Origin of the sequence: Ferruginibacter sp. (genome assembly GCF_028288465.1) — a bacterium.
Lineage (GTDB): Bacteria > Bacteroidota > Bacteroidia > Chitinophagales > Chitinophagaceae > Ferruginibacter.
Genome location: NZ_JAQBNR010000030.1, coordinates 35,947 through 59,011 on the forward strand (window position 1 = coordinate 35,947; position 23,065 = coordinate 59,011).

Annotated in this window: 17 protein-coding genes; 16 read left to right on the top strand and 1 reads right to left on the bottom strand. The window is 37.8% G+C overall.

The annotated features are described in order from the left end of the window. Positions 1-55 precede the first annotated feature (55 nt). Complete coding sequence (locus JWR61_RS13935) at positions 56-1,120, top strand: DUF932 domain-containing protein (RefSeq protein WP_301928376.1); 1,065 nt, start codon at positions 56-58, stop codon at positions 1,118-1,120. A gap of 353 nt (positions 1,121-1,473) precedes the next feature. Next, on the top strand, positions 1,474-1,695 hold the full coding sequence (locus JWR61_RS13940; RefSeq protein WP_301928377.1) for a hypothetical protein: 222 nt from the start codon (positions 1,474-1,476) through the stop codon (positions 1,693-1,695). Between the two features lie 282 nt (positions 1,696-1,977). Here the strand turns inward: JWR61_RS13940 and JWR61_RS13945 are convergent, their stop codons facing one another. Further along, positions 1,978-5,415 (bottom strand): PAS domain S-box protein, encoded by a 3,438-nt coding sequence (locus JWR61_RS13945; protein ID WP_301928378.1) that lies wholly within the window; start codon positions 5,413-5,415, stop codon positions 1,978-1,980. A gap of 994 nt (positions 5,416-6,409) precedes the next feature. Here JWR61_RS13945 and JWR61_RS13950 point away from each other — a divergent pair. From JWR61_RS13950 to JWR61_RS14015, 14 genes are all read left to right on the top strand, one after another. After that, positions 6,410-6,883, top strand: coding sequence for a JAB domain-containing protein (locus JWR61_RS13950; RefSeq protein ID WP_301928379.1), 474 nt, complete (start codon positions 6,410-6,412; stop codon positions 6,881-6,883). A gap of 192 nt (positions 6,884-7,075) precedes the next feature. Continuing rightward, positions 7,076-7,633, top strand: coding sequence for a restriction endonuclease subunit S (locus tag JWR61_RS13955; RefSeq protein WP_301928380.1), 558 nt, complete (start codon positions 7,076-7,078; stop codon positions 7,631-7,633). Between the two features lie 5 nt (positions 7,634-7,638). Continuing rightward, the gene (locus JWR61_RS13960) at positions 7,639-9,171 is read left to right on the top strand and encodes a type I restriction-modification system subunit M (RefSeq protein ID WP_301928381.1); all 1,533 of its coding nucleotides are present in this window, start codon (positions 7,639-7,641) and stop codon (positions 9,169-9,171) included. A 1-nt stretch (position 9,172) separates the two neighbouring features. Further along, positions 9,173-10,402 (top strand): nucleotidyltransferase, encoded by a 1,230-nt coding sequence (locus JWR61_RS13965; protein ID WP_301928382.1) that lies wholly within the window; start codon positions 9,173-9,175, stop codon positions 10,400-10,402. 25 nt (positions 10,403-10,427) lie between these two features. After that, on the top strand, positions 10,428-10,829 hold the full coding sequence (locus JWR61_RS13970) for a hypothetical protein (protein WP_301928383.1): 402 nt from the start codon (positions 10,428-10,430) through the stop codon (positions 10,827-10,829). Then, the gene (locus JWR61_RS13975) at positions 10,822-12,048 is read left to right on the top strand and encodes a restriction endonuclease subunit S (protein WP_301928384.1); all 1,227 of its coding nucleotides are present in this window, start codon (positions 10,822-10,824) and stop codon (positions 12,046-12,048) included. The genes JWR61_RS13970 and JWR61_RS13975 overlap by 8 nt, the downstream gene beginning before the upstream one ends. After that, on the top strand, positions 12,038-13,126 hold the full coding sequence (locus JWR61_RS13980; protein ID WP_301928385.1) for a CBASS cGAMP-activated phospholipase: 1,089 nt from the start codon (positions 12,038-12,040) through the stop codon (positions 13,124-13,126). The genes JWR61_RS13975 and JWR61_RS13980 overlap by 11 nt, the downstream gene beginning before the upstream one ends. Positions 13,127-13,191: 65 nt before the next feature. Further along, positions 13,192-13,962 carry a GGDEF domain-containing protein gene (locus JWR61_RS13985; protein WP_301928386.1) on the top strand — a complete coding sequence of 257 codons (771 nt, stop codon included), beginning with the start codon at positions 13,192-13,194 and terminating at the stop codon, positions 13,960-13,962. A gap of 3 nt (positions 13,963-13,965) precedes the next feature. Continuing rightward, positions 13,966-17,190, top strand: a complete 3,225-nt coding sequence (locus tag JWR61_RS13990; protein WP_301928387.1) for a type I restriction endonuclease subunit R — start codon at positions 13,966-13,968, stop codon at positions 17,188-17,190. After that, entirely contained in the window at positions 17,190-17,891 is a 702-nt protein-coding gene (locus tag JWR61_RS13995) for a M48 family metallopeptidase (RefSeq protein WP_301928388.1), read from the top strand. Before JWR61_RS13990 ends, JWR61_RS13995 begins: the two co-directional genes overlap by 1 nt. Before the next feature lie 70 nt (positions 17,892-17,961). Beyond that, positions 17,962-18,669, top strand: a complete 708-nt coding sequence (locus tag JWR61_RS14000) for a DUF3800 domain-containing protein (protein ID WP_301928389.1) — start codon at positions 17,962-17,964, stop codon at positions 18,667-18,669. A gap of 670 nt (positions 18,670-19,339) precedes the next feature. Then, the gene (locus tag JWR61_RS14005) at positions 19,340-20,554 is read left to right on the top strand and encodes a hypothetical protein (RefSeq protein ID WP_301928390.1); all 1,215 of its coding nucleotides are present in this window, start codon (positions 19,340-19,342) and stop codon (positions 20,552-20,554) included. Between the two features lie 72 nt (positions 20,555-20,626). After that, on the top strand, positions 20,627-21,223 hold the full coding sequence (locus JWR61_RS14010) for a DUF1684 domain-containing protein (RefSeq protein ID WP_301928391.1): 597 nt from the start codon (positions 20,627-20,629) through the stop codon (positions 21,221-21,223). A gap of 499 nt (positions 21,224-21,722) precedes the next feature. Continuing rightward, the coding region (locus JWR61_RS14015) for an SBBP repeat-containing protein (RefSeq protein ID WP_301928392.1) at positions 21,723-23,065 on the top strand (1,343 nt) is incomplete at its 3' end.

The following is a 23,065-nucleotide window of genomic DNA, read 5'->3' on the forward strand; positions in this document are numbered from 1 at the left end:
TATTATTAAAACCACAGTCACCATCTGGGGAGAATAAATTAAAATGGAAATGATTATGGCACACAATTTAAATTTCAACAAGCAAACAGGCAAGCACAGTTTCTTTTCAGTAAAGGAAAAAGCCTGGCATGGATTAGGACAAATTGTAGCAGGTTATCCCAACAGCGCAGAAGCATTGAAATTTGCAGGGTTGGATTATACCGTGGAAAAAAGAAAACTGTTTACGTTTCACAATGAAAGCCAAACAGCAGATGAAGACACCGGCATAAAAATTCCTGAAATTGAAGTCCCCAATTATTTTGCAACTATTAGAACCGACAATGAAAATATTTTGGGCGTTGTTGGTAAAGATTATGAAGTAGTTCAAAATATTGATGCCTTCAGTTTTTTTGATTCCATTGTTGGTGGCGATGGCATCCAGTATGAAACCGCAGGTGCATTGGGTAAAGGCGAAAGAATTTTTATAACAGCAAAATTGCCCGGTTATATCAAAGTAGGTAATAATGATTTGATTGAACAGTATTTGTTTTTAACCACTTCACATGATGGTTTTGGAAGTATTACCGCAGCCTTTACACCCGTAAGAATAGTTTGCAACAACACTCTGAATGCAGCCCTTCGCAATCAGAGCAACACTTTTAAAATCAGGCATACTGCCAGTGCAAAAGAAAGGCTGGAGGAAGCGCATAAACTAATGGGAATTACAAACCAATTAAGCAATCAACTGGAAGGCATTTTTAACCAATGGGCAAAGGTAAAAATTACAGACTCCGAAGTAAAGAAGCTGATCCAAATGGCATTGGTGCCTAACAAAGAAGTGTTGCAAAATATACAGGCTGGTAAAGATGATGAATTATCCACCTGTTTTAAAAATATGACCGATGCAGCTTTTGAATATGCTATGACGAACGGGAGCCAGCAAATGGACACAACAAAAGGCAACTTGTTTGGGGCATACAACGCGGTAACCGGCTATTTTCAAAATGTGCGTACTTACAAGAACGAAGAAGCAAAATTGAAATCTTTATTGCTTGGTGGTACGGGACAAATGAGAACACAAAAGGCATTCAATCTTTGTGACAGTTTTGCGAAGGGTGTACTGGCGGAATTTTATAATTAAGATGGCAAGGGGCAAACGTTCTGTTTGCCCCTTGCTTTAATCAGATTGCTAAGCCAGGAAACGCCCCACGCGTGAGGGCGTGGGGTGTTGGGCTAGTGCAATATTTAGTAATGATATTGATTTGAGTTTTTTGAAATTGAAGTTAATCTACTAAAGAGTAGAGGATTTTTTTTTCATTAATTCTCCCACAAAGTTCGCCTTTTGCCTCCGTGGCGGTAATGAAATTCCGGCATAAACCGCTGCGGCTGCCTGTGCCGTTCAGGCGGGCTATTTATTCCGTTGCTTCATTGCCTTTGTCGCCAAAAGGCACCAGAGGTTCCATAATTAATTTTTAAATCTTTAAAATGAATGTTATGGAAAAGAACGTAATTAATCAACCAGCGTGGAGCAAAGTAGCAGAAGTAAAATTGGTTTATAAAACCATAGTAAAAGCCTCCAAAAGGCCATTAATAAAAACCTCGAAAGGTTGTTATGAAACTTTGCTGAAAATATGGGATGAAAATAAAATGGAGATGCAGGGAGAATTTAAAGTGTTATTGATGAACCAGACAAATTGTGTAACCTACGTGTACTAAGCATCTATTGGATACCTTACCCGAAAAGTGGCTGACGCGAGAAGGATAATGGCTGCTGCCAGCAAATTGTTGCTGTTGGCATTGTACTCGCTCATAACCATCACAGGGAGACTGTAAACCAAGCACCGGAAAGTATCTGATCGCCGAATTTAAGAGTGCGGCAAGCTGATACGATATAAGGGGTAGACTCAAAAATAATTTATTTGTAAATGGTCCAATAGTAACTTTTGCCGGGGAAGTTGTTACATCGATATTTTATTCTTCACAACAACCAACGCAATACTATTTACTTTTTTCGATTGTAAAATAAAAAGTGCTGCCCTTTCCTTCTTTGGATTCTACCCATATCTTACCACCATGCAGTTCAACAATTTTCTTGCAAGTAGCCAGGCCCATGCCTGTTCCGGTAAATTCTTGTCTTGTATGCAAACGTTTGAAGAGTTGAAAGATTTCACCCTGATGTTGTGTGGGAATTCCTATTCCATTATCCTGCAAGGCAAATTCAAAGGCGCGGGTAGTTTCCCTTGTGGTAATATTAATAATGGGCTTTACTCCGGCGAGCTGATATTTTACAGCGTTAGCAATCAGGTTCTGAAATAGCAAAGTCAATGGTGTCCGCCAGCCATAAATCTGAGGAAGCAAGGCAATATTTAACTGCGCCTCCTTCTCTTCCATTACCGCACGTTGCAATGCCAGTATGTTTTGTAGCAGCTCGTTGGTATCGATTAGTTCCTTGCCCGCATCATCACTCCCTACTCTTGCATAGGTGAGCAATTGGCTTACCATTTCCGTCATTCGTTGTGAACCGTCAAAAGCATAGTCAATGTATTTTTGAGCTTTTACATCAAGTTGCGCTTTATAATTATCGCGGAGTAAGCCCATAAACGAATGCACCATGCGAAGTGGCTCCTTCAGGTCATGCGAAGCAATAAATGCGAATTGTTCAAGTTCAACATTTTTCTCCAACAGTGCTTTTCGTGCATCCACAATTTCCTGTATGGGTCTACCTTCAGAAACAATTGCAATTACTTTACCGTCATCATCAAACAAGGGTTTGAGGTTAAATAAAATAGTTAATGGTTTGCCATTTGAACTTTCGATTTCGAGTTCGTATTCCAGGAATTCCCCTTTTGCTGCCCTTTCTATTTTGCCCTGCAGTTTTTGCTGGCCTTCCATAGAAATTTGTCCCCAATAACAGTCCCACAATTTTTTATTGATGACCAATTCAGGTTTTACACCTGAGAATCGGATAATCGTTTCATTGGCTTCGAGCAATGTGCCGTCTGGTGCAAGAAACCCGATAAACGAAAACGTCGAATTGAAGATTCCCTTAAATCGCCGTTCACTAAATGCAAGCGCCTGTTCTGATTTTTTCCGGTCGGTAATGTCATGTAAGGCCAGTACTGCACCATTTACGTTGCCCGATTTATCTTTAATCTGACGACCATTCGCAATCAGGAGGCGAGGCTGTCTGTCCTTCGCCTTTATCATTAATTCAAGATTAATTAATTCTCCTTCAATTAAGGTCCTGTATAAGGGACTTTCGTCCGGATGGATGGGGGTAATACCGTCAGGCTGATACATCTGATTGAAGGCTGCCCAATTCTCATATAAACCCTGGCTGTCAGGAAGACAACAAATTTCTCGTGCAGCTGCATTAAACAATATTTTTACACCATTGCTATCACAGGCTAAAATTCCCACGTTAATGGTATTAATGATAGTTTCAATCAACGCTTGTTTTTGCTCCAGTGCATCATAAACATTTTTATGTAAGGTAATATCTAAATGAATTCCAAACATTTTAAAGGGCTTTCCATCCGGTGTAAAGCTGGTGATTTTGCCTCGGTCCAGCACCCATACCCAATGCCCCTCTTTGTGTTTCATACGGTATTCGCAATCGTAATATTCTGTCTCTTTGTTTATGCATGCATGCAGCTGTCTATTTGATATTTTCCGGTCGTCAGGATGGGTCAGTCGTATCCAGGTATATTTACTGAAGGGTTTTAATTCACCCAGTGTATAGCCAAGCATTTCCGCCCACCGGTCACTGTATACGTTCTCCCTTGTTTGTATATTCCATTCCCAGGTTGCAGCATTGGTGCCATCAATTACATTGGCCAAGGTTTCCTTTTCTTTTATCAGTTCCAGTTCAGCCGTCTTCCTTTCCGTAATGTTTTCAATCTGACTTATAAAATGCTGCGGCAATCTTTCTGCGTTGGTTACGAGTGAAACACTCAGGTTGATCCAGATAATATTTCCAGCTTTTGTAAAATAACGTTTCTCCAGCTTATAGCTTTCTATTGTCCCGTTTACCAGCTGCTCCAACTGCTTCAGGTCACTTGTCAAATCTTCCGGATAAGTGATCTGCTGAAAATCCATACCGAGCAATTCGTCTTTGCTATACCCCAGCATATTGCACAGGCTTTTATTCACTCTCAGCCATTTTCCCTCCAGACTGACCAAAGCCATTCCAATTGAGGCGAAGTCAAATGCGGTACTGAACTCCTCCTTACTTTGGCGCAGCTCATTTACCACTTTTTTCAATGTTGAAATATCTATGCAGGTCATACTTGCCTTCGTTTCCCCATCTGTATCTGTAAAAATTGCGGAAGAATACAGGATTGGAAAACGTTCCCCAGTTTTTCGAATACCGGTCAACTCTCCCTGTATTTTGCCTTCGCTGTTTCGCTTGGCGGCAAGCAAGGCAGAATTTGGATCGTCTACATCAATAACATCCTGCCTCCTCTGTTGTTTCATTTCTTCCGTTGAATAACCAAACATAGTAGCGGCAGCGGTGTTGCAAGCAATGATGCTGCCTTTGGCTGGATCAGTTAATAAATTGGCAGTGAGGGAATTTTCAATGATGGAGCGGTATTTTATTTCGCTGGCTTTAAATATTTCCTCCTGCTCTTTTTGCTGTTGAATGTCCTGAAATGTGCCAAATATCCGTACACACTTTCTGTCAGCAAATACTGGATCTCCCTTTGCCCTTACCCAAACAGCCAGCCCGGTTTTGGTTGTAATCTGTAATTCTTCATCAAATGAAATATTGTGTAGAATGGCTTCATTTACACAATTAATAATTTTTTCCCGACTTTTTCCTTCCTTATAAAAGCTTATCCATGTCGGCAGGTCAGGCAAAAAATTATCTGAAACCCCGTGAATGGTCCTGGTGATTGCTGACCAGAAAATATTATTATTAATCGGGTCAATTTCCCACCGTCCGATGCCGGCGAGTCTATTGGTTTCCTCAAAGAATTCAACGGTTTTTAAAACGGTGGAAAGCTGATTACCAAGCTGGTTGATTTCTTTTTGGTTACTAAGTTCAGCCACCACCTGGCCGGCGAGTATCTGCAGGTGGGTTACCCGGTCTTTTGACAATTGCATTGGCTGATGACTGATCACGGCTAGTATCCCAACAGAAAACCCATCCGCGTTTATCAGTGGCATCCCTGCAAAAGAGACAGCCTGCTGTTCATATCCTGTAAATGCATTTTTTGAAAAGCGATCATCCTCACGGATATCCGTTACCTCAGTGAAACAGTTATTCATCAGGCAGTATTCACCAGCCAGGTCTTTATTAAATAAATGCGGATCAATGTTACCATGGTAAGAAATGATCTTCAATTTATCGTTGCTGGTAAGACTGATGTAGGCACTGCAGGCGGGGAAGAGGGCCTTTGTGAGAGTTGTAATGCCTTCAAAAAATTGGAGCATGTCTTTTTGTTTCCGCGATTCACTTTTGAAAGGGGGGATATCTATATTCGGTTCGAAGAAGGTTTCCTGTGCCATATTTTCTTTAATACGCAATACGTATTGTTTGTTATTCAGCTTGTAGAAAATAATAATCAGGAAGAAAGTGAAGATGTCTGATCACTCATTGCCATATATAGATAAGTCATATTGAATGATAGCAGTTATCATTTCGTGTGGTGGCTAATATAATACCTGTTTTTTTTCGCTTTGGATCCTGGATTTCCGTACTCAATAAAAACTTGAGAATACTTGCAATGTAATTGATTATTGGCTTTAATAATTTAGTAATAACCGTTAAAAGAATTAGTACATTGACTACAAATGGGAGTATTAGCTTATAAAAGCGACGACTATATGACTCGAAACGAAAAAACCTTCGTAGGAAGGTTTTTCACAGAAACAAGTTACTGGCTTTTCGAGGATTGGAATTTTTTTACAGGATTGGATATTTAATTTGGTATTGCAAAGATGCAAAATTTATTACAGTTAACAGGTAACATTTTGACGGTATTGATGTAGTAATTGCACTAATTATTATCAGGTTGCAGAATTCTAAGGTTGAGTGAAAAGCGTTGCACTACACGCAGCATGTTGATGCCAAATTCAAATCAAATGATTTACTTTACCCTTACGCTTCGGATGCAATAAAACAAAGTGCAACATTTTTTTTGTTTTTGTAACAAACTTATTTAATCCTTCTGGCAGCGTCATTTTCAACAATTGATTTAAGTTGTATTCTTGTTAGCATTACTCATATTGACAAAAAAGAACTAAGCAAAATTACATTGAAGGATTTCTTCATTAATTCATCCACAAAGTTCGCCTTGTTGGCTCGGGGCGGCAATGAAATTCCGGCATAAACCGCTGCGCTATTTATTCCGTTGCTTCATTGCCTTGGTCGCCAAAAGGCAGCAGTGGTTCCATAATTAATTTTTAAAATTTTAAAATGATTGTTATGGAAAAGAACGCAATGATTCAACCAGCCTGGAGCAAAGTAGCAGAAGTAGAATTGGTTTACAAAACCAAAGTGAAAGCTGCTGAAAGGCCATTAATTAAGACCTCTAAAGATTGTTATGAAACCTTGCTGAAAGTGTGGGATAAAAATAAAATGGAGATGCAGGAAGAATTCAAAGTATTATTGATTAACCAGGCAAACCGGGTAACCGGCGTTTATGAAGCGTCTGCCGGTGGTCTTACTGGAACTGTGGCTGATCCACGATTGATACTAGCTGCTGCCATCAAAGGGTTGGCAGTTAATATCGTACTTGCCCATAACCATCCCAGCGGTGATTTGAAACCAAGCGGGGCGGATGAACAGCTAACACTCAAGATTAAAACCGCGGCAAGCTACCACGATATAAGAGTGTTAGACCATATTATTGTAACCACTGATGCTTATTATTCATTTGCGGATAAGGGGCTCTTATAGCCCCTTTTTTATTGAGAACAGTCTTAAAAAATATAAATAAGAAAAAATATCAAAAAACTTTACATGATTAATCAACTGAATATTAATAAATTAACCAATCTGACCCAAAATAAAGCTCATAATTTACAGAACTCTACAATTTAATTACAAAATATAGTGTATGTTTGCATTTTACAGAACTCTACAAATATAATGCAACAGGCAATAGAAAACATATCAGATATCAAAATAGGCTTCCCAGGTCAGGCTCAAGAGCAAGGAAATATTCCCTTCCTCCAGCTACGGCAATTTAATGAAGACGGGATGCTTTTTACGAATGATGCTGACTTTATAAAGTTAACGGAAAAGATTGGACCCCATGTCCTGCAAAACGGCGATGTGCTATTTGTGGGAAAAGGCCATCGGTTGTTTGCCTGGTGTTATATTGAAAAAAATATACCTACGGTGGCCTCATCCAGTTTCTTTGTAATTCGCCCAAATACCAAAAAGATTCACCCGGAATATTTGGCAGCAATCTTAAATGCCCCACAAACAAAAACAGCTTTAATGCAATTGGGTGGCGGCACTAATATTTTTTCAATTCGAAAATCAGAGTTAGCAGCTTTTCAAATACCAGTTTTACCAATGGATCAACAAATCAGGGTTGCTTCATTGGCCAGCTTTCATCAAAAGGAAATACAACTGGCTAAAGAATTAATTAGCCAGAAGCAAAGCTTGTATTCCGCAATCATTTCAAAACTTATTAAATAATCAATATGGATAAGAAGTTAGACCAATCAGATATTAATAGAATAGTATGGAAAGCCTGCGATACTTTCCGTGGTACTATTGATGCTACCCAATACAAAGATTATATACTCACCATGCTGTTCCTGAAATATGTTACTGATGTATGGAAGGATAAAAGAACAGCATACGTAGAAAAATATAAAAATGATGAAGTGCGCATTGAAAGGGCATTACGCAGCGAACGTTTTCAACTTCCTGCTGAAAGTTCCTTTGATACTTTGTTTGAACAACGTAATGAAAGCAACCTGGGTGAGTTAATAAATATTGCATTGGAGAAATTGGAAGATGCTAACCGTAGCAAATTGGAAAGAGTATTTCGTAACATAGATTTTAATAGCGAAGCAAATCTTGGGCAGACGAAAGACCGCAATCGTCGCTTAAAAAATCTGTTGGTAGATTTTTCTGAATTGGATATTCAGCCTTCACATCTGGAAGGTAATGATATCATTGGCGATGCTTACGAATTCTTGATTGCGAAATTTGCCAGTGATGCTGGTAAAAAGGCTGGTGATTTTTACACCCCAAGTGAGGTGTCTACTCTTTTAGCAAAGCTCCTTGCTCCAGAGCCAGGCAATCGCTTGTGTGACCCTACCTGCGGGTCAGGTTCTTTACTTATTAAAATGGGAAGAGAAGTCGGCAGTAACAATTTTTCTCTCTATGGTCAGGAAAATAACGGAAGTACATGGGCGCTTGCAAGAATGAACATGTTTCTGCATGAATTTGATAATGCTACTATTGAATGGGGAGATACCATCAATAACCCGAAACTATTGGAAGGCGATCAGTTAATGAAGTTTCATGTAGTGGGAGCAAATCCTCCCTTTTCTTTAGATAAATGGGGGGCAGAGGATGCACTGGCAGATCAATACAATCGCTTTCATCGTGGAGTGCCTCCAAAAAGCAAAGGTGATTTTGCCTTTATTACGCACATGATTGAAACTACTTATGAAGATATAGGCAGAGTTGGCGTAATAGTGCCACATGGTGTTTTATTCCGTGGAAGTACTGAGGGGAAAATAAGAGAACAATTAATAAAAGAAAATCTTTTAGAAGCTGTAATAGGCTTGCCTGCTAACCTGTTTTTTGGAACTGGTATCCCTGCAGCCATCTTAATTTTTAATAGGGCTAAAGGTGAAAATAAAGATGTGCTATTTGTTGATGCCAGCAGAGAATATGAAGCAGGTAAAAATCAAAACAGATTAAGGGAAGATAAAGACATTGCCCACATCGTTAGCAGTTACAGGGCATTTAAAACTGCTGAGCCCCTTACAAAGGAAAAAGGAGTAATCCTTGAAGAAAAGTACAGCTATCGTGCAACAGTTACTGATATAGTTGCGAACGAATACAATCTAAACATCCCTCGTTATGTGGATACGTTTGAGGAAGAGACTGTGGTGGATATAAAAGCTACGCAAGCAAACATTGAAGATTTAAAAAAGCAATTGTCCGCAGTAGAAATCCAAATGGAAAATTATTTAAAAGAATTAAAAATTATATAATATGCTTACAAATGAAAAAAAAATACATTTTACAGAATTACTGGATGAACTAGGTGAAAATCTCGATATTTCTGAAACACAGTTTGATGCGGCTGTTGCAAGTTATAAGGCTGTTGGTAACTGGCTTTGTGCAAATGACTCCCTGCTGAAGCCATATAACCCAACAATCAAGCCCCAAGGTTCAATGATTATTGGTACTGCTGTACAGCCAGTTCATAAAACTGATGATTTAGATATTGATTTGGTTTGTGAACTTTCAGGTAAAGCTCCATTGTGGACACAGAAAGATTTAAAGGATATTGTTGGCAATCAGCTGGAGGCACATAAAAAATATGAGTCAATCCTCGATAAGGAAGGCAGGCGGTGCTGGACTTTAAAATACCGTGAAGGTTCACCTAATGGTGATCAGTACCACATGGACATCTTACCTGCCATTATTAGAAATGGATATCAGCTTGTTTTCGAAAAGGCTTTTTCAGATACCCTGAGCGACAATACAGAGAATCTATCGTTAAGTATTACTGATAACAAGCTGCCTAACTACAAAACCGAAAAGAATTCTGAAAACTGGTTGAAAAGTAACCCTTTTGGTTATGCCAAATGGTTTATGGAGCGGGCAACAATTGGTACTGTAAAGCTATTCTCACTCAACGAAGCTGTCAAGCCTGTACCTAAGTACCAGAAAAATAAGTTTCCCTTGCAACGTGTAGTACAGATACTGAAACGCCACAGAGATATTAAATTTAAGGGTGACCCTGAAAAGCCAATTTCTATCATCATAACTACCCTTGCAGGATATGCATACCGGAAGGAAGCAAATTTAATGGATGCACTAACGAATGTGATTGAAAACATGCATCTGTATATTCAGGACAAGGTTGATCATATGGGAAGAAAATACAAATTCATTGGCAATCCAGTCAACCCTGAGGAAAATTTTGCGGATAAATGGCTTGAAACACCTGCAAAGCAACAGAAATTTTTTAATTGGCTAGCTGCTGTAAAACATGATTTATTGTATTCGACTTCACAACCTGATATGCCGAAAGTTGTTGAAAGTCTGGCAAAATCATTTGGTGAAGAAACCACGAAGGGGGCATATCTCAATATGGGTAAAAAAAGACAAATATTAACTGAGCAAAGTAAAACGAGATTTGATACAAAGCTAGGCATCGTTGCGGGTGCATCGAATATAATTAATCCACATAAATTTTATGGCACAGAGGAGTAAACCAATACCAATTATAAACCAAGCTATGAGCATACAGCGCATGTTTTTGGGAACTAAAGTGAATACTTTGCACGATGTGCAGCTATCCTGGACGCATACAATATCGCCTTCACCCCTGGGGGCAGACTATAAAATAAAACTGGTGTATCACTTAACTGAAGCTCCAAAAATGTATGTAGTGGAACCGAAGCCTCTAGCACTCGCCACGGGCAAAATGAGGCTGGAACACTGCTATGATCAAAAGCTTCAACGGTTATGTCTGTACTATCCAATGGAATATGAATGGAGGGATACTATGTTGCTCACCCAAACAATAATTCCTTGGACTTATGATTGGCTATATCATTATGAGATCTGGCTGGTAACTGGGGAATGGACTGGCGGCGGAGTACATGGCTCAAATAATACAAAAAAAAATTATGACTAAATCTATTTCAGAAAAGGAGAATAAAGCAATTGGGAAAGATGAGCTATCTATAAATAGATTCTCCGATATTGGTAAGATCCATGTAAACTGGGATATCAAAGAACTTGGCTATTTTTTAGATTACTTTCAACCAACAGATTTCATATCGGAGTATGTCGAGAGTGAGAAATCGGAAATAAATAATATTCCTGTATTAACAGCAGGTAAGTCTTTTATCTTAGGGTATACTGAAAATAATAATAAGACGTATACAAGAATCCCAGTTATCTTATTTGATGATTTTACGACTGATAGTAAATATGTTGATTTCCCCTTTCAAATACGTTCATCTGCGGCTAAGATTTTAATCGCAAAAAAAAATATAGACTTTGATTTCAAATTTGTCTTTTACGCAATGCAGCAAATAAATTTTGTTTCATCCGACCATAAAAGATATTGGATTTCAGAGTATCAATTTTTAACAATCCCATGCCCTCCATTTAAAGAACAAGAATTAATAGCAAAAGCTTTAAATACTTGGGATATTGCAATTAATTTATGCAAAACTATCCTAGCTGAATTACAGAGAAGGAAGGAATGGCTATTATTTGAGTTACTTTTTAATAATCAGAAGTATTTTAAAAGTAATGAGATTAAATCACTCCCAGTTTCTAAACTATTACGAAGAATAAAAAGACCTCTTACACCAAACCCTTTGGAGTTGTACACCCAAATTGGGATAAGATCTCATACAAAGGGTATTTTTTACAAAGAAGCTGTAACTGGAGCCAGTTTAGGAAATAAATCTGTTTTTTATATTGAACCAGATTGTTTTATCCTGAATATCGTTTTTGCATGGGAACATGCTATAGCAAAGACTTCGGTTAGGGAAGTTGGAATGATTGCATCTCATCGATTTCCAATGTACAAGGCAATTGAAGGAGAACTGGATTTAAATTATCTACTTCATTTTTTCAAATCAAAAAAAGGGAAGGATTTATTACGGTTGGCCTCGCCTGGTGGTGCCGGCAGAAATAAAACGCTAGGCCAAAGTGAATTTCTTAAATTACAAATTAGAGTTCCCGGCATTGACGAGCAAAAGAAAATCGCGGCATGTTTGGATAAGGTAGATGAAGAAATTCTTTTGTATGAAAAAAAATTTTCTGAATTAAAAAATCAGAGGAAAGGCTTAATGCAGCAATTATTGACAGCGAAAATAAGAGTCAAATATGAGGGATAAGAAATTTAAGATATTATCTATTGATGGCGGCGGCATTAGAGGCGTCTTTCCTGCGATGTTTTTGGCAGAAATAGAAGCAAAAATGAAAGCTGAAGGAAATGAAAAATGGCAGATTTATCAAAATTTTGATTTTGTTTGTGGAACATCTACAGGGGGGATCATAGCAATCGCACTATCACTAGGTATACCTGCGAAGGAAATTTATGAATTGTACTATAATAACGCAAGCAAAATTTTTGGCAATAAAAAGGGCTTATTAACATCCTTCTTTAAAGCCACACATCCAAGATCAGAACTTGAAAAATTAATCCGTACTAAGTTTGCATCAGCGAATAATGGAGAAGACCCACGTTTATTGGATTGCAAAATCCCCACTTGTGTAACAATATACGATCTGCAAGAAGGATGTCCATCGGTACTTAAGTCAAAATACCACGATAAGTTTTTACGGGATTATCATATACCTGCATACCAGGCCGCTCTTGCGACAAGTGCTGCACCAACATATTTCAATCCCTATTCTGCCGACTATGTTGACTTAAATGGTTTGCAAAAGCCTTTTCACAATAAAGTAGATGGTGGAGTGTTTTGCAATAATCCAGCACTTACTGCGATTGTTGAAGTTCAGAAAGCCTTTAATAAAAAACTTGAAAATATAAGTGTTTTGTCACTTGGAACAGGACATCAAAAGTTTTGCGATTCCGGCATACTAAAAAAATATGTATGGCTAGCAAATATCTTAAAGCATTATGACCTTATAAGAGATAGTGACCGAAGAAGGCATTATGGCATTATTTATTGGATGCTTTCAGGAGGCAAAAAAAGATTAATTGAACTTTTTATGCAAGGCCAGTCGCAGCAAGTCCAAAATCTGATTAGTTTGTTGCAAAATGGTATAGACAAACAAGAGCAGCCCAATTTTATTTATCAAAGAGTAGATACCCATCTTGATGAAAGTTGTAATATTCAAATGGACGAAATAAATAAATTCAAATTGGATAAACTAGCAGAAAAAGCAACAAGAGAATTTCAGCTTACTGGAAACAATATTATTAGAGATTTTTTTAGCCATAAATGAGAAATCACATCAACAAAACATGTTTTATAGCGCCCATTGAATAAAAATAATATTAAAAGTTAAACATGAATTATTTACTAAAATCAATACGAAAATTAAAAGAAGATGCTCTTTCCAAACTTATGTATGATTTCCTTAAGTGGCTACTTATTATAATTGTACTTTTTTCGGCATCTATTTTCGTACCTAAGGAGACGACCATTGATACCTTTCTTTCAGCAATACTACATATCAGCACCTACAAAGCGATTTTAATAATCATTTCTGTTGTTTTTATTACCACAGCCGTTATTTCAACTTTCTATAAAATCAGACTAAAAAAAATCCAGGGAGATTTTCAAACGGATGAACTAACAGGATTAAAAAATCATAAAGCGCTTACTCCATATTTAACTGAAAAAATATCCGCAACTAAACGAGGTAATCAAATTTTATCAATCGTCCTGATAGATGTCGATGATTTCGCAGCTCTTAATGAAAAGGTTGGGTATAATACAGCGGACGAGATTCTTGGAAAAGCTGGCCGATTATTGGGGAACGACAAAAGGGCTACAGATGAAACATTTAGATATTTTCAAAGAGGAGATGAGTTCCTGATAGTTCTAAATGAAACAAGTATGGAAAATGCAATGAAAGCTGCGGAAAGAAAAAGAAGCTTAATCGAAAAAACTGCATTTGAAATTAACGGCGAAGTTTACAATATAACAGTTTGCTGCGGAGTGGCTGAATGCAAAATTGAAACTGACAATTATGAGACAATAACCGATAGAGCGCATGATGCCCTAAAAAGCGCAAAAAAGGTTAAAGGTAAAAATTCTGTGAAAAATATAGTGTAAAAAATGGAACTACCGTCATTTAAAGAAGAGCATATTTCCCAAATACCTGCCTTGCAGATGTTGATAAAATTGGGATATAGATATTTAACACCGCAAGAGGCGTCAGAGGCAAGAAGTAATAGAAGTTCAAATGTGCTACTTGAGAGCATACTTAGAAAACAATTACAACAAATCAATAAGGTTGAATACAAGAACAAAGAATTTCAATTTACAGAAACAAACATCAATACAGCGATATTGGCCTTAAGAGATTTGCCGCTACAAGATGGTTTTACAGCGGCCAATAAATTTTTTTATGAGTTAATAACATTGGGTAAGAGCCTGGAACAAAATGTACTGGGTGATAAGAAAAGCTTTTCTTTTAAATATATAGATTGGGAATATCCTGAAAATAATGTTTACCATGTAACGGAAGAATTTGAAGTGTTGCGTTCCGGAAGGTCAGACACTTATCGACCGGATATTGTCTTGTTCATCAACGGTATTCCGATGGTGGTGATTGAATGCAAAAGCCCCAACCTAAAAACCCCCATAGATCAGGCTGTAGAACAGAGTTTAAGAAACCAAAAAGATGATGGTATTCGTTCATTATTTCAGTACTCCAATATTGTAATGGGGCTTAGTGTGCATCAGGCAAAATATGGAACAACATCAACCAGTAAGGAGTTCTGGGGGGTGTGGAAGGAACAATTTCGTACAAAGGAAGAGGACGAAAATTATGTGATTAAACTAAAGCGATTAAAAAATGCGCCATTACCCGATACTGACAGATCAGTTCTCTTTAAAGAACGTTTTCGTTTTGTATTGGAGTATTTTAATAAGTTAGAAACCAGCGAAGTTATTGTTACGGAGCAGGATAAATTATTGTTCAATTTATGCAGGAAGGAAAGGTTGTTAGATATTATTTATCACTTTATTTTATTTGACAATGGAGAGAAGAAGATTTGCCGTTATCAGCAATATTTTGCGGTTAAATTCACCCTACAGCGAATTGAAAATATTTTGCCAGGTGGAGCAAGGCGTGGTGGAGTTATTTGGCACACCCAGGGAAGTGGAAAGTCGTTAACTATGGTTATGCTGGCGCAGCTGATTGCAATGGACCCCAAAATTAAGAATCCAAAACTTTTATTGGTAACAGACCGTGTTGATCTGGATGACCAAATTACGGATACATTTAAAAAGTGTGGTAAGCAGGTTAAACAGGCAAATACAGGTAAGCACCTGGTGGAATTACTAAAGGACAAAGACGATGGCATCATAACAACAATCATTAATAAATTTGAAGCAGCCATTAAAATTGCTGAGCCATTTACCAGCAACAATATTTTTGTGTTGGTAGATGAAGGACATCGCAGCCAGTACAACAATTTTAATGTTTATATGCAACGGGTGTTTCCAAATGCCTGTTTTGTTGCTTTTACCGGCACACCGTTGATGAAAAGAGAGAAAAATACAGCTGCCAAGTTCGGAGGCTTAATTGATGTATATTCTATTAAAGATGCAGTTGAAGATAAGGCTGTAGTTCCTCTATTATACGAAGGAAGGCACAACGTAATGGAAGTAAATGAAAAGCCTTTAGATAACTATTTTGACCGTGTAGCAGAAGATTTGACTGAATACGGTAAAGCCAGTTTAAAACGTAAGTTTTCTGCAAAGAATAAAATAGTCCAATCACTTAGTTTTATTGAAAATACAGCGTGGGATATTTCAAAACACTTTGTGGAGAACATCCAGGAGACTGGGTTTAAAGGGCAGTTAGTTGCACCCAATAAATTGTGTGCTGTAAGATATCGTGACGTACTGAAAGAGATTGGAAAAATATCCGTTGAATTATTAATTTCTGGTCCTGATACAAGAGAGGGTGATACAGATGTTTTTGAAGAAAACGACGATAAAGTAAGGGCTTTTTATAAAGCCATGATGGATAAATATGGCACACCAGATAATTATGAAAAATCTATTATTAATGGATTTAAAAAACAAGAAGAGCCGGAAATAATAATTGTGGTAGATAAATTATTAACAGGTTTTGATGCGCCGGTAAACAGAGTATTATATCTAACCCGAAATTTAAAAGAGCATACTCTGTTACAGGCAATTGCAAGAGTAAATAGATTGGCACCTGGCAAGGATTATGGTTTGATAATTGATTATTATGGAAACCTTGAAAATCTGGATGGAGCATTAAAAATGTACGCAGGTGATGACGCTTATGATGACGATGATTTGATTGGTACTGTTACAGTGGTGAGCAAAGAATTGGAAAAACTACCGCAGGCCCATTCAGAATTGTGGGATATCTTCAAAGTAATCAAAAATAAATACGATGAACCGGCGTATGAAGAACTATTGTCTGATGAAGAGAGAAGACATACTTTCTACGAGAAGCTTTCTGCGTTTGTGAGGTTATTAAAATTAGCCTTATCAAGTGTAGAATTTGCAAACAATACCACACCGAAACAAGTTGACAAATACAAAGCCGATGCAAAGTTTTTTCTAGGCTTAAGGGTGTCTGTTAAACGCCGTTTTTTTGACGAGTTAGATTTTAAGGAATATGAAGCACAAGTTCAAAAGCTGATCGATAAACATATAACCACGGATGGAGAGGTATTAAAGATTACTGAACTAGTTAATATTTTTGACAAAGAAGAAAGAGAAGCAGAGATAGAAAAAATAACTGGAAAGGCAGCAAAAGCCGACCATATAGCCAGCAGGACCATTAAGGCAATCAGTGTTAAAATGAATGACGATCCTGTATTCTACAAAAGGTTGTCAGAACTTATAAAGCAAGCAATAAAGGATTTTCACAATCTACGTATTTCAGAAGCGGATTATTTAGCTAAAGCTAAAGATTATGAAAGCACTTTCTTTACGGGTAAAAGAGACAATGTTCCTGGGGCATTAAAAGACAATGAAACTGCTATTGCCTACTATAACTTGACATGTGAAGAGTTTAAAGAAAGCTTGTCTTCAAAAGCCAATCGAGTTGATATAGCTGTTGAAGTTGCATTAGGGATTGACGCTATTATTAAGAGCAATCTATTTGAAAATGGAAAGCAGGTAATTGATTGGATTAAGAATGATGATATTAAAGGAAGAATCACCATTGAAATTGACGATTTGTTATTTGATTTTAAAAGCAAATTTGATATTGATTTTGGTTTTGACCACATGGATGTATTGATAGCAGATAGCATTAAAGTTGCAGAATCAAAATACAAAGATTAATGAAGCAACAAATCCAATTCGGCACAAAGCAAATCGATTTTACATTATCCTTTTTAGATAGAAAATCGTTGGCTATAAAGGTGCATCCCAATTTAAACGTCGAAGTACTGGCTCCATTAGGTACTGACAGCAAAAAGGTATTAGCGAAGATAAAATCAAAGGCTCCATGGATACTAAAACAAATAGAACAATTTAAAACCTATAAGCCTGGAACTCCCCCACGCAGGTTTATTAATGGCGAGACACATTTGTATTTAGGCCGTCAATATAGATTGAAAATTGTACCGGATAAGATTAACGTTATTAAAGCATACAGGGGGCAATTATTTATTCATGCAACAGACACAAGTAAAGATGCTTTGGAAAAGCAGTTACAGCAATGGTATAAGCAGAAGGCAACGAATGTCTTTACCGAGATGATAAATGAAATATTGCCTCAATTCAAAAAGTACAAAATCAAACAGCCGCTATTGAACATTCGTAAGATGTCAAATCGCTGGGGAAGTTGCACTCCTGCAGGAAAGATTATCCTTAACACTGAGCTAATTAAAGCGCCCAAAGGTAGTATTGAATATGTGGTAATTCACGAGTTAGCCCACCTTGTTCATCACAACCACACTAAACCTTTCTTTGATTTACAAAATCGTGTGATGCCCGATTGGAAAAAGTGGAAGGATAGGTTAGAGTATTTTTTAGCTTAAGAGCCCATCTCATCGGATGCACCTTGTTGCTATCCAAGATCAAATCCGCTTCTAAAAATAAACGTAAATTATGTATTTGATTTTTTTCGACGAAGTAAAGTGTCAGCCAGATTATCCCTTTTATCATTTGGGCGGCATTGCTATCGCGGAAGAAAATTTTCTATTGATTGAAGAAGAGGTTAACAAAATTTCAAATGATGTTTTTAAGCTAACCTTACTTTGTCCTAAAACTGAATTTCACGCGGTTGATATTTTCCATGGGAAAAAACTTTTTAAGCATATGACTAATGTTCCCGACAGGCTTGTGATCTTGTCCAGGTTGTTAAAAGTACTAATGATGCCTGAAGTTTTGTTGATAGACATTCAAATAAATACGGCTAAGCTATATAATAAGAGCTATGCAGAAAAGTATGCATTTATGTTTCTTTGCGAACGAGCAAGCGCTTTAATGAAAACTAAAAAATCATTGGGTATGTTGATCGGGGATCGGGAAAATGATAAAAACGCAGAACGGTACTCCACCACGCTTTCACAATATAGAGAAAAGGGGACAGATTATCAATATGGTGGTGCTATTCCTAACCTTTTTGAATCCGTCCATTTTACTCACTCTCATCTAAGCAGGTTTCTTCAGTTAGCCGATGTTCATGCCTGGTTTTTACAATTTAAAAAGCGGCATATCATCAATCATAAAAAACAGCATGAACCCTTTATTGAACTTCTTAAAAGCCATCATATAAATTTATCGCCTAGTAAATATAAGATATGGCCACCCTGAAATTTTCTACCTCTGGGGTTGATGTAAACACTTCGTCCATGAAGTTGTTCTTCCGCGGTTGATGAAAACTCTTCGATCACCTTGGTCGGTGACGCCAACAACCTGTAGCAAAATGAATTATCTTACAAAAAAAATAAAAGTCAGCGACGTTAAATATAATGGTTCGGAATTCGTACCCAACTTTTGGCGCAAGCGTTCCACAGAAGTGGAGGTACTGTGTGTGGTCCTTGTGCCGAAAAATTAATGCCTAAAATAATAATGGTCGCATTAAATCAATTATAACTCACCGCAAGCAAAAAATAAGCATGTAAATTATGAGTAAATGATAATCTGCATGACGAGTAACTGCGAAAAAAAAATCCAGACCACGAAAAATCTAACCCCGAAGTACGTTTAAGAAAGTTTAGCTACGATAAAATCATTGCAAGGGATAAACGTCTTTAGACATCACTTGGCTAAGACAAGTCCCTGGCCGATTTAGATAACCTGCCTGACCCGGATGTGCTGGCACTCGATATTGTAGAGAATTTAGAAGCGGGATTGGAAAGTTTCAGGGCGATTATCGCGGCGTTGAATGTGAAAAATTGATCAGGCAGTTTATACCAATTGAAACCTTTGCTGATCTCTTTTGCGGCTAAACAACTAACAAATAATCAAAGAAGTGTCGCCTATGGAAGACCTGAATGAAGAAGAAGAATGGGAATATCCACTGTCTGGATTTACTAAAATATTTTACGGCATATTGTCCGCTGCAATATTCGTGTTTGGTCTTTACCTCGGATCTGCCCCTTCACCAGCTGGCGTAGTATTTTCATTGACTATAGTATCGGCTATAATATTACTGGCTGGTTTAATTGCGCTGAATATAATAAGAAGGAAACTGGTTATCAAAAAAGACAGCATCGCATACACAGGATTATTTTCAACTAGAGAGCTACCGTTGCAAGCGATACGGGGTCGCAGGGTTTCACCGAACGCAATAGTCATTGAATCCTCATCGACAGAATATCCCCATATCTATATCGGGAAATATATTGATTTAGCTAACAGTGGGGATATAAAGAAGTGGGTAACGACCAATTTCAAAGACCTGAATGCAGAAGACCTCGCAACAGCCCGGCAACAAATGTTAGAAGATCCTGCCTTGGGGAATTCGCCGGAAGAACGTGAAAAAAGCTATCAGCGGGCAAAAATCTTTGCATATGGGTACAATACCATGGCGATTATAACAGGCGTCACGGCGTTAATTTCTTCGGTTTTTAGTAATATTTTTTTATTGCTAATTCCCTGGATTGGCGTGGTGGTATTGTTTAGTAACAAAGGCCTGATTAAGTTATATGGTGCAAGCCACAGAAGCATCAACCCCTATGTTATGCCGGGTATTGTTTTATCCTCCGTGTGTATGCTATTAAAATCTGCAAAATTATATACCCTGCTGAATTTAGCTCCCCTCTGGCTTCCCGCAATGATTGCGGCTACTGTTCTTATTGTACCCTTGTATTTGAGAGGGAGGAATGCTGCAGCCGGAAGCCTGCAAGGCCAGGCAATTTTTATTTTAGTTGCCGGTTTAATATATGGTTTTGCCAGTATAAGGTTAATAAATTGTGCCTTTGATGAAAAGGCGGCAAAAGTATACCAGGCTGAAGTATTGCGTCATTGGTATACAACCGGCAGGGGCCGGGGATATTTTGTTAAACTTAGTCCATGGGGACCACAAACCGAATCAAGCAAAGTGGAAATTAGCCGGGAGTTTTACCACAACACCTTCATTGGAGATTCTGTACTGATACGATTAAAACCAGGCTTGTTACAAATGCCCTGGTACCTGGTAGAAAGGCGGGAGGATAACATCATTACTGAACGAACGGTTAGTCATCCCAACTGAATTCTTGATGTCAACACTCAACCCAACTATAACATATCAAAACAATAAACAGCACTAAAACAAAAACGACAAATGAAAAGAATATTAATTGCACTACTGACACTCGGCAATGTTGCGATCGCCCAAAACAATAGCCATGCTTTTATCGATACTATAAAAGCTTTCCAAACAAATTACATCAATACCCACGAAGTGGTAAAAGGAGAAGACCGGAAATATTTACAATTCTTTGCTCCGGATGAAACCTATAAAGTATTAGCGAGCTTTGAAAAACTAAATGATGTGCAGGGTTTCGGCATGCCAACATCAACCAAAATGATGCAGCAATATTTTAAGTATGGCAGAATAACTTTTAAAATTAATGATCGCATCTGTCATCTTTTTGTCTATCAGTCAAAAGACTTAATGAATACAAAAGACTACGCCAATTATTTATTTATTCCTTTTACTGATGCAACCAATGGCGTTGAAACTTATGAAGGAGGCAAGTATATCGACCTTACTACCCAGGATATCAAAAACAATACCTTAGAAGTAGATTTCAATAAAGCCTATAATCCCTACTGTTGTTATGTTGCCGGCTATAGCTGTCCAATTCCGCCAAAAGAAAATGCATTGGAGGTTTCGATACTTGCAGGAGAAAAAAAATATACGAAACCGGTTCATTAAACAATAATTTAGTGTTGCAGACTTAGCGTATAAAGTAGTATTGAAGAAGTTTGGAGCATTTCAAATGCAGTAAGTGAACTATCTCAATGGGCAAAAGAAAACAGACCTTACAATACTTACAAAACACGTTGTGCCATCGATCATCCGGGAAGTTAAAGGATATTGAAAGAAAAGAATACAATTCATTACTCAGCACCTGGCTTTTCTGCTACCACAGTTGCCAGGCAGGTAAATCGTTCAAAGAAATCCATATCATACAACATTTAAACTTAAAAGGACGTTTTAGAAAGTTTAATATGATGACATCATAGCAGCGATAAAACTTTTTTAGACATCATCCGGATAAAAGATAAATCCCCGGCTGATTTAGACAACTTGCCTGAGCTGGTGAACCGGCGGAAGATATTGTAGAGAATTTTGAAGCCCTGCTTTGCGAAGCTGCGAGTTATTTCCTGAGAACAAGTGAAACCAATCTTGAATATTTCTTACATTCACACCCATGAAACCCGTATTTACCCTTTTATTTATAGCCATCTTCTTTTCTGATAGTCTTGCCCAGCAGTCAAATAAAGCCCTTACCGCTTTTAGTTCGGCGGCACTTCAAAATGGTTTTTTAAAAAATACAGGGCAGGTAACTGATTTAAAAAATAACCCGGTAGATTTTGTTTATTACCAGGCTAATTTAAATGGGCAGCAGGTGTTTATTACCCGGTATGGCCTTTCATTATTATTGTCGAGACCCTTAAAAATGACAAGGGTTCCGCACAATTTTCACAACCTGAAAGTTCCATCAAAAAAGAATGCAGCTTTTGACTCATCATGGATAGTGGATTATGAGATGGAGCGTATTGATATAGTATTAAAAAAGGCAAGCATTCTTGCCGGTAATATGGTTGCAAAAGTCAATGCTCGCTCACCGCTATTTAATTTTTATGTAGATAACCCTGATACGAAGGCTCAGCAATTATCAAATGAAATACTAATCAAAAACGTATATCCCGGCATTGACTGGAAAGTGTATATTAAAGAAGAGAAAGGTAAATCGCCTACACTCAAATATGATTTCATTGTGCATCCGGGCGCTGATCCTTCGCAGATAAAAATTCATTACTCTAATAATACAAAACTGGCCCTTAAAAGCAATGAGATCAATGGTACATCAAAAATGGGTACTATTAGCGAGTTAAAGCCCTACACCTATCAGCAGGAAGACAAAGTGGAAGTGCCCGTGGAGTACGCTTTACAAAACAATACCATCAGTTTTAAAACTGGTGGTTATAATAAGAGCAATACACTGGTAATTGATCCCTCTATTTTTTGGATGACCTATCTCACTTCCAAAACGCCGGCGCCTGCTTACAGGGCTATTATGGGGAACGACATTGAAACCGATGCCAACGGGAACATGTTTGTACAGCTATCGGGTGAGGCCAATTGTCCCTTTCCCACTGTGAACCCCGGGGGAGGAGCTTATTACCAGGAAATCACTGCAGCTCCCAACGGCGCAATGATCATCTCTAAATTTGCTGCTGGTGGGCAGTTAATATGGTCTACGTATTTTGGAAACGGGGTGGCAGGCAGACAAATGACCATTGATAAGTTTGGGAATATTACCGCAGTCGGTATGTTATTGGATCCTACTTCCACAGTACTGGATCAGCATTCCTCTATTCCATTAAAAAACACGGGTGGTTTTTATGATGGCGTTATGAAAAAATATTTTATCGCAAAATTTTCTAACAGCGGGGTATTACAGTGGAGTTCTTACTATGCTAATTATAGCACTTACCCTACGGATATGACGTACGATGTTAACGGCAATGTATATGTGGTGGGTTGGTC